The following is an 11697-nucleotide window of genomic DNA, read 5'->3' on the forward strand; positions in this document are numbered from 1 at the left end:
AAAATTACACACCAATGTTTCTTAACTTCTCCCCCGCCATCAGCCTGCGTTCAATATGTTCCAGAGTGACGTTTTTGGTTTCAGGAATCAGCCAGAACGTGATGCCGATAAACGCCACATTCAGCACCGTATAGAGCCAAAATGTTCCCGCAGCCCCGATGGAGTCGAGTAGCGTCAGGAAGGTCGCGCCGATAATCATGTTCGACACCCAGTTGGTGGTGGTGGAACAGGTGATACCAAAGTCGCGGCATTTCAGGGGCTGGATCTCCGAGCACAGGATCCACACCACCGGTGCGGCACTCATCGCATATCCCGCAATACACATCATCGTCATCCCGACGGAAAGCCACGAAAGACTGCTGGACGCCGTGCCGTTATCGAACTGCATCAGGCAGTACCCGAGGATCAGCGTCCCGAGCGCCATCACGCTAAAGCCGATTTTCAGCGCCGGTTTGCGCCCCGCTTTATCGACGGTAAACACCGCGATAAAGGTGGCGAACATAAAGGTCAAGCCCACCACCAGCGTGGCGATCATCTGCTGTTCGGTGGTGGTAAACCCGGCCATTTTGAAGATCCGCGGGGCGTAATACATGATGATGTTCATCCCGGTGAACTGCTGCATCGCCTGCAGCAACATCCCAAGGAACACCGCCCGGCGCACGTTGCGGTTGGCTTTAAACAGCGACCAGCCGCCCTGCTTCAGCTTCAGGCTTTCGCGGATTTCATTCAGCTCTTCGCGCGCTTTTTCCGAGGTGTCTCGCAGCATGCGCAGCACCTCTTCCGCCTCAACGTGACGCCCTTTTTGCGCCAGCCAGCGCGGGCTGTTCGGCAGAAAAATCACCAATACCATCAGCAACACGGCAGGCAGGGCCAGCACGCCGAGCATCGCCCGCCAGTTGCCGCTGTAGCTGAAATACGTGTCCGACAGGAACGCCAGCACGATCCCCAGCGTCACCATCAGCTGATACATGCTGATCATTTTCCCGCGTACGTTTTCGCTCGCCATTTCAGAGAGATAGAGCGGCGCGGTGTAGGATGCAATCCCCACCGCCACACCCAACAGCACGCGGGAGAGCAGCAAAGCCTCGACGCCCGTCGCAAACGCGGAACCGAGCGAACCGGCGACAAACAGCACTGCGCCGACCATCAGGCTGTACTTGCGCCCGAGCCGGAACGAGAGCCAGCCGTTGAACAGCGCACCCAGCGCCGCCCCGAGCATCATGCTGCTTACCACCCACTCCTGCAGACGGCTGCTGAGGGTAAAGTGGTCGGTAATAAACGGCAGCGCACCGGCGATCACGCCGATATCCAGGCCAAACAGCAAACCGGCCACCGCCGCCGAAACGGAAACAAACAGATTCATTCTGCGGGTATCGCGCAGGGCGCGGGGCATTAAGGTCGAGTCATTAATTGAGGTCATCATTTCCTGCCTGAACAGCGTTAAGACGTTAACTGAAATTACGAGAAAGCCAGCAAAAGTGTCAGGCCGTAAAACGTGAAGTTATGGATTATCTGGCTGGGCAGTAGCGATCTGTGATGGACATTACAATTTCAACTCAGAGTAATTAATCACCATTTATTGTTAATGCGTTAATTTATAAGCCATAAAGTTGTGATACATCTCCATATGGGCTTTTCACTATGGATTTTATGACTTTATGAATATGGACAAGGCGATTTTTGGCCAAAAAAAACCTCCGCACCAGGCAGAGGTTTCTTCGCAGGGCGAGAATTAACGCGCCAGCCAGCCGCCGTCGACCGCAACGGTGTAGCCGTTGATGTAGTCAGATGCAGGCGATGCCAGGAACACAATCGGCCCCATCAGATCGCTCGGCAAGCCCCAGCGGCCCGCCGGGATGCGATCCAGAATTTCCGCGCTACGCGCTTCGTCCGCACGCAGCTGCTGGGTGTTGTTGGTCGCCATGTAGCCCGGCGCAATCGCGTTGACGTTGATGTTGTGCTTCGCCCACTCGTTCGCCAGCAGACGGGTCACACCCATCACCGCACTTTTAGAGGCGGTGTAAGACGGAACCCGGATGCCGCCCTGGAAGGAGAGCATCGAGGCGATATTGATGATCTTGCCGCCCTTACCCTGGGCGATAAAGTGCTTCGCCGCTGCCTGAGACATGAAGAACACGCTCTTAATGTTCAGGTTCATGACGTCATCCCAGTCGCGCTCGCTGAAGTTGATCGCGTCTTCACGACGAATCAGACCGGCGTTGTTCACCAGCACATCGATATGACCAAATTCAGCCACCGCGCGGTCCAGCAGCTCAGGGATCACGTCGATTTTACGCAGGTCAGCCGTCAGGCTCAGGAAGCGACGGCCCAGCGCGGTAACGCGCTCGATAGTTTCAGTAGGTTCAACAATGTTGATCCCCACGATGTCGCAGCCCGCTTCCGCCAGACCCAGCGCCATACCCTGGCCCAGACCGGTGTCACACCCGGTCACGACCGCTACTTTACCCTGCAGAGAAAATGCATCCAGAATCATGTTTGTTCCTTAATCTTTCAGAGCCTGTCACGAACAGGCAGGTTTATGCTCAACTGCCCGCGACTAGCGCAGATCCTTAACAGCGACGTGGTCCATGTCATCGAAGACCTGGTTTTCACCGACCATACCCCAGATGAAGGTATAGGCTTTGGTGCCAACACCGGAGTGAATGGACCAGCTCGGCGAAATCACCGCCTGCTCGTTTTGCATCACGATATGGCGCGTCTCTTGCGGCTGCCCCATCATGTGGAACACGCAGGCGTCTTCGTCCATGTTGAAATAGAAGTACACTTCCATGCGGCGCTCATGGGTATGGCACGGCATGGTGTTCCACAGATTGCCTGGGTCGAGTTCGGTCAGGCCCATGCTGAGCTGGCAGGTTTCCAGCACATCGGGAACGAAGTATTTGTTGATGGTGCGGCGGTTGCTGGTGAGGTTGTCGCCGAGGGTGACCGGCGCGACGTCCGCTGGCGTCACTTTTTTGGTCGGGTAGGCCGTGTGAGCCGGAGCGCAATTGTAGTAGAACTTCGCCGGTTTGCTGCTATCGATGCTCGCGAACACCACTTCCTGCGCGCCTTTGCCGACATACAGGGCATCACGATGGCCAATTTCAAAGCACTTGCCGTCAACGGTGATAGTGCCCGGCCCGCCGATGTTGATCACACCCAGCTCGCGGCGCTCGAGGAAATAGCTCACGCCCAGCTGTTTACCCACTTCGCCGCCCACAGAGACGGTTTTGCTGGCTGGCATAATGCCGCCGACGATGATGCGGTCGATGTGGCTGTACACCATGGTGTACTCATCAGCAACAAACACCTTCTCAACTAAAAACTCATCGCGCAGCCCCTGAGTATCCAGCGTCTTAGCGTGCGCGCTGTGGATGCTTTGTCTGACGTCCACATTTACCTCCAGAATTGATCGTGCCCGAGGGCCAGGATAATTAACGAAACAACGTTCCGTTTTCTCGATGGGGACATAGTATCCGCTGCGAAATGGGTTTTCAATTACATTTAAAACGTTGTTTCACTTTTTCTGCATGTTATTGGCAGAAGTGTAGTTTGGATCACGATTGTTGAGAGTTGACGCGGCTTGAGATGTGTTCGAAGGGAAAACAGGACAGAACATTTATCATAGTAAACAATAAATTATAAAACCTTTAAGTTTTGACAGCAGAGAAAACATTCGCTGTTCAAAATCAAAGATACTCATCACTGCCGACAATTAATCTTACAAAGTGCGCCATCAGTCACACACATTGAAACGATGTTTTGATAATTTAATACTCAGTTTTTAACTTATCGCTTGAAGGAGCACATCATGGCTAAAGGTATGCGGGTCACGCTGAACTATGACGTCAGCCAGGATCCGGATACGGGCGTGGAAATCACCCGCCTGACCCCACCGGAAATCACCTGTCATCGAAACTACTTTTATCAGAAGTGCTTCTTTAATGATGGCAGCCACCTGCTGTTCGCCGGGGAGTTCGACGGCCACTGGAACTACTACCTGCTGGATCTGAAAAAAGCCGAAGCGGTGCAGCTGACGGAAGGCGCGGGGGATAACACCTTCGGCGGTTTTCTGTCGCCGGACGATAAGTCCCTCTATTACGTCAAAAACGATCGCACCCTGCTGGAAGTGAATCTTGAGACGCTGGTCGAGCGCGAAGTCTATCGCGTCTCCGACGAGTGGGTCGGCTACGGCACCTGGGTTGCCAACAGCGATTGCACCAAACTGGTCGGAATCGAGATCGCAAAAAGTGACTGGACGCCGCTCAACGACTGGAAAATTTTCCACGACTTTTTCCACAAAGGGCCGCACTGCCGCCTGCTGCGCGTGGATCTGAAAACCGGCGAAAGCGCGACCATTCATGAAGAGAAAAACTGGCTCGGCCACCCCATCTATCGCCCGTTCGACGACAACACCGTCGCCTTCTGCCACGAAGGGCCGCACGACCTGGTCGATGCGCGGATGTGGATGGTGAATGAAGACGGGAGCAACGTGCGCAAAGTGAAAGAGCACGCCGAAGGCGAGAGCTGCACCCATGAATTCTGGGTGCCGAACGGCTCCGCGCTGGTGTATGTCTCCTATCTGAAGGGCCAGCAGGGCCGCACCATTTACAGCTTCAACCCGGACACCGGCGTTAACGAAGCGGTGATGCAGATGCCCGCTTGCTCCCATTTGATGAGTAACTTCGACGGCACGCTGCTGGTCGGCGACGGCTCCGGCACGCCGGTGGATGTGAAAGACACCAGCGGGTATACCATCGATAACGATCCTTATCTTTATGCTTTTGACGTGGCGAAGAAAGCGCACTTCCGCATCGCCCGGCATGACACCTCCTGGGCCACCGTGGCGAACAGCCGTCAGGTGACTCACCCGCATCCATCCTTTACCCCGGATGATAAAGCGGTACTGTTCAGTTCCGATAAAGACGGCAAACCGGCCCTCTATATCGCGAAACTCCCCGAGCAACCTGAAATGTTGCATGCATGATTAGTTAGTGTTTCTGTAACTGGCCTTGCCCTCCTCCTGGAGGGCTTTTTTTTGGTGTTTGTTGTTTTTCGTAGGCCGGTGCAAGCGAAGCGCCGCCCGGCAAAAACGCCCGGTGGCGCTGCGCTTACCGGGCCTACAAAACCACGGAATCGAAATGCAAAAAGCCGGCTCACAATGGAGTCGGCTTTTTCCCGGAGGTACTGCTTATTATTTTTTAGAAGGAATACGCCACACCTAAACGGAAACGGGTCTGACGCTCGTCGGTATCTTTCACGCCCACGTTGCCCACTTCCACATACGGCGCCCAGTTTTTATCCCATTTGTAAGCCAGCTTGGCATTATATTCGTTAGAATAATCTTTATTGTTATTACGAATCATCCCTTCTGAACTCTTCGCATAAACATAATTCAGCTCGGTACGGAAATCGCCCATCACCCAACCCACCCACGCATCGCCACGATTCACTTTATCGTCGTCTTTATTTGAGCTGGATGGGTAGCGGGTATATTCATAACGATAACGGGCAGCCACGTAGAATCCGCTGTCGAAACTGTATTGCAAATGCAGATTCGGTTTATAGATGGTACGGCTGTCATTACTTTCAATAGTAAATGCTGGTGTCAGCGCAATATTGTCGGTGGCTTTCCAGCGCCAGCTAATCTGGTCTTCATGGCCGTTACCCACGACATCAGCAAACGGCTGATCCGCTTTGTCGCCGCCGGATTTCCACTTCGCTTCCACGGAGAAACCTAAGCCATTGGCGAAGCGGTGTGACACGGAGACACGGTCGGCGTTAGAGCCGCTATCGATATATTCGTGACGTAAGTCAACGGTCACAGCCTGAGCTGCAAAAGACGCACCAACGAGAGAAGCAAGGACCAGAGATTTCTTAAACATGCAAAAACCCTCAAGTAAATAAAATGATGTTTCGTTTTTATGAAATTGCATTTTATTTTTTAACCAACGGTATTTTAGTGATAGAGATCGTAATTATTTGTTTCACTTTTTTTGGCAAAGATCGACGTGACAGCCATCAACAAACGCAGGGCATTAAAAGGGAATTTCAGGTTTAAGATCACACAATGAGGGTATTTGATCAGAACACGAAGCTTTTGGATTTAACCGGAGCCTTTAGAATCATCTCATAAGGGTAAAAATAGATTTCAGACGGATACAAAAAAGCCTCCAATAAGGAGGCTTCGCAAAAATGTTATTTTCTGCGGACTATCTTTCGATGGCTAGCGCCACGCCCTGCCCGCCGCCAATACACAGGGTGGCTAACCCTTTGCGCGCGTTGCGCTTGGTCATCTCATGCACCAGCGAGACCAAAATACGGCAGCCGGACGCACCAATCGGGTGGCCGAGCGCAATCGCCCCGCCGTTGACGTTCACCCGGCTCGGATCCCACTCCAGCATTTTCCCGACCGAGATCGCCTGGGCAGCAAAGGCTTCGTTCACTTCGATCAGATCCACATCGCCGAGCTGCCAGCCCGCACGCTCCAGACAGCGACGCGTGGCGTACACCGGCGCGATCCCCATCAGGGCAGGATCGACGCCCACGCTGGCAAAGGCTTTGATGCGCGCCAGCACCGGAAGATTCAACTCTTCGGCTTTGCTTTCGCTCATCATCATCACCGCCGCCGCGCCGTCGTTGATCGACGAGGCGTTACCCGCCGTTACCGAGCCGAGCGTTTCAAAGGCGGGATTGAGCATCGCCAGCCCTTCGGCGCTGGCGTCCGTGCGCGGCTGTTCGTCGGTGTCGACAATCAGCAGTTGACCGTTTTGATGCAGCGTATTCACCGGCACGATTTCATCGCGAAAACGCCCGGAATCGATGGCGGCGCGCGCTTTTTGCTGCGAACTGAGGGCGTAGGCATCCTGCAGCTCACGGCTGATGCCATACTCCCGCGCCAGATTTTCCGCCGTCACGCCCATATGATAATCGTTGAACGCATCCCACAGGCCGTCGTGTACCAGGCTGTCGAGCAGCTGGCTGTTGCCAAGCTGTGCGCCGGTTCGACTGTCGGTCAGGACGTGCGGCGCGCGGCTCATGTTCTCCTGGCCGCCGGCGATGATCACGTCGGCCTCTCCGCACTGGATCGCCTGAGTCGCAAGATGCAGCGCTTTCAGCCCCGAGCCGCAGACGTCGTTGATGGTGATCGCCGAGACCGTATTCGGCAGCCCGCCTTTCAGCGCCGCCTGACGCGCAGGGTTCTGCCCGGCGCCCGCCGTCAGCACCTGGCCCAGGATCACTTCATCAATTTCATGGGCGGCAATCCCACTGCGTTCGACCAGGGCTTTCACGACCACGCTCCCCAGTTCAACCGCCGAGTGGCGTGCCAGCGCGCCCTGAAAACAGCCGATAGCCGTACGCAACGCACCCACTATCACGACATCTTTCATCTCTACCTCTGCGCAAAATGACACCGCTGATAGTAGATGCATTGTTATCAACAATTAACGTAATTGTTTAAAAAAAGTGAGTTTTGTCACAGGATTAGCGCGCGTCCTGCAGATACTGGCGCAGCCAGCTTCCGGCGACGCCTGGCGGGCTGCGTTTGTTCCACAGAAGATCGATGGCGACCGAGCGCGGCCAGCCGGGAACGCTGATTTGCACCAGACTTTTGGCGGCGGCGAACTCCTCCACCAGCGCACAGGGCAGCGCGCACCAGCCGAAGCCCTGCACCGCCATGCTCAGCAGCAACAGATAGTTGGGCGCAGACCAGATCGGGCCGCGCACCTGGGGGGTTTCGCGTTCCAGATAGGTGCTGAGCTGAAGTTCGCGCCAGCCGTGCAGTTCATCGACTTCCACCCGGCCCTGCGCCGCGAGCGGATGGGTGGTCGAGACATAGATCGCCATCTGGGTTTGCATCGGCAGGCGGATCACCCCGATCCCGGTGGGATAAACGTCGCGCGCCTCCGTGAGGCCAATCTGCGCGCGCTCTTTTTGCAGGAGATCGATCACGTCTTCCTCCTCGCCAATCAGACACTCAAACTCCGTGTGCGGAAAGCGCCTGTCGAACTGGATCATCAGATCCTCCAGCACGTCCGGGTTGAGCGTGTCCGAGAGCACAAAGGTCAGCCGGGCTTCGGTCTGCGCCGTCAGGGAAACTGCCAGCTCATCCAGACGCGCGCTGGCAGCCAGAATCGACTGCACGTAGCCCAACACCTGTTCGCCCTGCTCGGTTAAAACCGGCTGGCGCGCGGAGCGGTCAAACAGCGCGAAACCGAGATCGGCTTCCAGATTGGCAATTGCGGTGCTGACAGTGGACTGGCTTTTACGCAGGCGTCGCGCCGCCGCGGAGAACGAGCCAGTGGCGACGGTTTCAACGAAGGCGTTTAGAGCTTCAGGGGAGTAGCGCATGAAGTATCTATTTTATCGATGGATAGTATCTTTTATATATCACAAATAACGATAAAAATAGCTCGCATCAACGCCCATTCCGGCGAATTCATGAGGTCAGGTTATGCAACACGATGTACAAAAACGAAAACTGCCGGAGCGCGTCTTCCACGCGGTGTGCTTCGAGGGGATTGCGACGGCGATCCTGGCGCCGACCGCTGCCTGGCTAATGCAGCGGTCGGTGATGGAGATGGGCGGGCTCACCATTATCCTGGCGACGACGGCGATGATCTGGAACATCATCTATAACTTCGGCTTCGACCGCTTCTGGCCAGTTCACCGCGTTACCCGTACCGCGAAAGTCCGCGCCCTCCATGCCCTGGGCTTTGAGTGTGGCTTTATCGTGATCGGGGTATCGATCGTTTCAGCGGTGCTCGGCGTGACGCTGCTACAGGCATTCACCCTGGAAATAGGTTTCTTCCTGTTCTTCCTGCCGTACACCATGTTCTATAACTGGGCGTACGACACACTGCGCGATAAATTTATTAAGCGACGCCAGCAACGACGCGCCCTGGCGAACTGATCCCCACCAGGCCGGAGGCCCCTTCCGGCCTCTCCCCGCGACGTCAACTACGCCTTCCATCCATAATTATGGTAAATTACGCTTCTTTTTGTTCGTTTTATAGTTGATACGTTGCTCTAATGTCGAAAATTTGGTCAAAAGAAGAGACTCTCTGGAGTTTCGCCCTCTATGGCACTGCCGTGGGCGCAGGAACCCTGTTCTTGCCCATTCAGCTCGGCTCCGCAGGCGCGATTGTCCTGCTAATTACCGCCCTCGTGGCTTATCCATTAACCTACTGGCCGCATAAAGCGCTGGCCCAGTTCATCCTGTCGTCGAACGCCAAAGGCAGCGAAGGGATCACCAGTGCGGTGACGCACTACTACGGTAAAAAGATCGGCAATCTGATCACCACGCTCTACTTTGTCGCCTTCTTTGTGGTGGTATTGATTTACGCCGTGGCGATCACCAACTCGATCACCGAACAGCTGGCGAAGCATCTGACCGTCGACACCACCGTGCGCGTGCTGGTGAGTCTCGGGGTGGTGATGGTGCTGAATCTGATCTTCTTAACGGGCCGCCACGTCACCATCAAAGTGATGGGGTTCCTGGTCTTCCCGCTGATCGCCTACTTCCTGTTTGTGTCGTTGTACCTCACCACCCGCTGGCAGCCGTCGCTGTTAACCAGCCAGATGGCGTTCGATCAGCACACCCTGCACCAGGTATGGATTTCTATTCCAGTGATGGTTTTCGCTTTTAGCCATACGCCGATCATCTCTACCTTTGCCGTCGACAGACGCGAAAAGTACGGCGATGCGGCAATGGGTAAATGCAAAAAAATCATGAAGGTCGCGTACCTGATCATTTGCCTGAGCGTGCTGTTCTTTGTCTTCAGCTGCCTGCTGTCGATTCCGCCGTCGTATATCGTGGCGGCCAAAGAGGAAGGGGTGACGATTCTTTCTGCGCTCTCGATGATGCCGTCATCCCCGGCCTGGCTGGGTATTTCGGGTATCGCGGTGGCGATTGTGGCGATGTCGAAATCCTTCCTCGGCACCTATTTTGGGGTGATTGAAGGGGCGACGGAGATCGTTAAGTCGTCGCTGAATCAAGTGGGGATTAAGAAGAGCCGCGCCTTTAACCGCGCCCTGTCGATCATGGCGGTGTCGTTCATTACCTTTGTGGTGTGCTGCATCAACCCGAATGCGATTTCGATGATCTACGCCATCAGCGGGCCGCTGATCGCCATGATTTTGTTCATCATGCCGACGCTTTCGACCTACCTCATTCCGGCGCTTAAACCGTACCGCTCTTTCGGCAATCTGCTGACGCTGATTGTCGGCGTGCTGTGCGTGTCGGTGATGTTTGTCGGGTAGCATTGATGTAGGCCGGGCAAGCGCAGCGCCCCCGGCAAAAAGCGCCCGATGGCGCTTCGCTTATCGGGCCTACACATTCCGCATTTTACGATAGAGCACATGCTCCGCCAGACGATGATCGGGCGGGAGTGCCGGATGTAAAAACTCCTCTGCTCTGATCATCCCCAGCCGTTTCATCAAACTCTCAGACGGCGTATTCAGCACCGAAGTAAACGAGACCACCTCACCCAGCGCCAGCGTATCAAAGCCAAACTCCAGCGCCGCCGCAGCCGCCTCGTGCGCCAGCCCCTGATGCCAGAAGGCTTTCGCCAGACGCCAGCCAATTTCGGTACAAGGCGAAAAGGCAAAACGATCGGGCTGAGGATGCAAACCGACGCAGCCGACAAACTCACCGCTCTCTTTTGCCTCAACGGCCCAAAATCCCCAGCCACGCTCGGCAATGCCCTCGCGGAATCGCCCGGCGAGAGTATCGCTCTCTTCGCGCGTTAAGGGCGCGGGGAAAAATCGCATCACCTCGGGATCGCCGTTCAGCGCCGCGAAAGGGGCCAGATCGGCGGGCGTCCACTGGCGGAGGAGCAGTCGGGGTGTCTCAATCTTCTCAGGCACGGATATCATCGTATTCCCGCGTCTTATCAAACTCGTGTTTGGCGAACGGACAGAGCGGGATAACCTTGCGATTTTCCGCCCGCATCTTTTCAACGACTTTCGCCACCAGCTGTTTGCCCACGCCCAGCCCTTTCAGGCTGGCGTCGACATCCGTGTGCTCGATGATGCTCAGGTGTTCTCCCGTCGGGACAAACACAATTTCGGCAACCTGATTACCCTGCGCATCGTTGACGTAAAACTTGTTATGGCCTTCCAGAATATCCATGGTTCCTCGCTTATTTCTGGCGGTACTTCAGCGCACCGCTCGGGCAGGTATCAATCACGCTCTTGACCGTTTCAACGTCCACTTCATCCGGAATGATCCACGGCTTACGCTTCAGATTAAACAGCTTGCTGCTGCCGCGCACGCAGTTTCCCGAGTGCTGACACATTCCCGTATTGAAGTAGACATCAATTTTCTCACCGGTATACGCCCGGTATCCCGCTTCCAGTAAATCCTTATCCACGACAGTCTCTCCGTTATTGTTATAGGTTCGGGATAAGCATAGCGCCGATAAAGACGAATGTATTGGGTAACAGTCTCATTGAGTTTCTACCTGGTAGCCGAATCACCTGTCGTTAAGCCATTACCGCATCCGCCTTTTTTTAGGTTAGCTGGATTAAACTTATTATCAAATTATCCCCACGCTTTATTTCAAGGCAAGAATACTCAATAGCATCCCATTTTATATTTATAACGGCTTTTGCATCATGAATGATTCATGCGTTATCTATTCATGATAAATATTAATTAATGAAAAACTATTGTAAAACACAAACTTAACCCCC

12 protein-coding genes are annotated in these 11697 nt (G+C 54.7%); 3 read left to right on the forward strand and 9 right to left on the reverse strand.

The window, feature by feature from the left end; all coding sequences use genetic code 11:
- Positions 1-4 precede the first annotated feature (4 nt).
- The 3 genes from U9O48_RS18045 to kduI form a co-directional block, all read right to left on the reverse strand.
- Positions 5-1438 carry a sugar porter family MFS transporter gene (locus U9O48_RS18045; RefSeq protein WP_282494507.1) on the reverse strand — a complete coding sequence of 478 codons (1434 nt, stop codon included), beginning with the start codon at positions 1436-1438 and terminating at the stop codon, positions 5-7.
- A gap of 294 nt (positions 1439-1732) precedes the next feature.
- Entirely contained in the window at positions 1733-2494 is a 762-nt protein-coding gene (gene kduD, locus U9O48_RS18050) for a 2-dehydro-3-deoxy-D-gluconate 5-dehydrogenase KduD (RefSeq protein WP_324722923.1), read from the reverse strand.
- Between the two features lie 63 nt (positions 2495-2557).
- Entirely contained in the window at positions 2558-3394 is an 837-nt protein-coding gene (gene kduI, locus U9O48_RS18055; protein ID WP_282494462.1) for a 5-dehydro-4-deoxy-D-glucuronate isomerase, read from the reverse strand.
- A 417-nt stretch (positions 3395-3811) separates the two neighbouring features.
- Here kduI and U9O48_RS18060 point away from each other — a divergent pair, with 417 nt between their 5' ends.
- Positions 3812-4987, forward strand: coding sequence for an oligogalacturonate lyase family protein (locus tag U9O48_RS18060; protein WP_285143770.1), 1176 nt, complete (start codon positions 3812-3814; stop codon positions 4985-4987).
- 214 nt (positions 4988-5201) lie between these two features.
- Here U9O48_RS18060 and U9O48_RS18065 read toward each other — a convergent pair whose 3' ends face one another.
- From U9O48_RS18065 to U9O48_RS18075, 3 genes are all read right to left on the reverse strand, one after another.
- Positions 5202-5885 (reverse strand): oligogalacturonate-specific porin KdgM family protein, encoded by a 684-nt coding sequence (locus U9O48_RS18065; RefSeq protein ID WP_282494460.1) that lies wholly within the window; start codon positions 5883-5885, stop codon positions 5202-5204.
- A 327-nt stretch (positions 5886-6212) separates the two neighbouring features.
- Positions 6213-7391: an acetyl-CoA C-acetyltransferase gene (locus tag U9O48_RS18070; RefSeq protein WP_282494459.1), complete on the reverse strand. Its 1179-nt coding sequence runs from the start codon at positions 7389-7391 to the stop codon at positions 6213-6215.
- A gap of 94 nt (positions 7392-7485) precedes the next feature.
- On the reverse strand, positions 7486-8352 hold the full coding sequence (locus tag U9O48_RS18075) for a LysR family transcriptional regulator (protein ID WP_282494458.1): 867 nt from the start codon (positions 8350-8352) through the stop codon (positions 7486-7488).
- A gap of 103 nt (positions 8353-8455) precedes the next feature.
- Between U9O48_RS18075 and U9O48_RS18080 the strand changes: the two genes are divergently transcribed.
- The gene (locus U9O48_RS18080) at positions 8456-8914 is read left to right on the forward strand and encodes a multidrug/biocide efflux PACE transporter (RefSeq protein ID WP_324722926.1); all 459 of its coding nucleotides are present in this window, start codon (positions 8456-8458) and stop codon (positions 8912-8914) included.
- A 119-nt stretch (positions 8915-9033) separates the two neighbouring features.
- A complete protein-coding gene (locus tag U9O48_RS18085; RefSeq protein ID WP_285150902.1) occupies positions 9034-10263 on the forward strand; it encodes an amino acid permease in 1230 nt (409 codons plus the stop codon).
- Positions 10264-10332: 69 nt separating this feature from the next.
- Here the strand turns inward: U9O48_RS18085 and U9O48_RS18090 are convergent, their stop codons facing one another.
- The 3 genes from U9O48_RS18090 to yjdI are packed head-to-tail and all read right to left on the reverse strand — an operon-like array spanning position 10333 to position 11375.
- The gene (locus U9O48_RS18090) at positions 10333-10878 is read right to left on the reverse strand and encodes a GNAT family N-acetyltransferase (protein WP_324722928.1); all 546 of its coding nucleotides are present in this window, start codon (positions 10876-10878) and stop codon (positions 10333-10335) included.
- Positions 10862-11134, reverse strand: a complete 273-nt coding sequence (locus tag U9O48_RS18095) for a GNAT family N-acetyltransferase (protein WP_324722929.1) — start codon at positions 11132-11134, stop codon at positions 10862-10864. The genes U9O48_RS18090 and U9O48_RS18095 overlap by 17 nt, the downstream gene beginning before the upstream one ends.
- A gap of 10 nt (positions 11135-11144) precedes the next feature.
- Entirely contained in the window at positions 11145-11375 is a 231-nt protein-coding gene (yjdI, locus tag U9O48_RS18100) for a 4Fe-4S mono-cluster protein YjdI (protein ID WP_285143774.1), read from the reverse strand.
- Positions 11376-11697: the final 322 nt, after the last annotated feature.

The sequence above is a fragment of the Lelliottia sp. JS-SCA-14 genome (assembly GCF_035593345.1).
Lineage (GTDB): Bacteria > Pseudomonadota > Gammaproteobacteria > Enterobacterales > Enterobacteriaceae > Enterobacter > Enterobacter wanjuensis.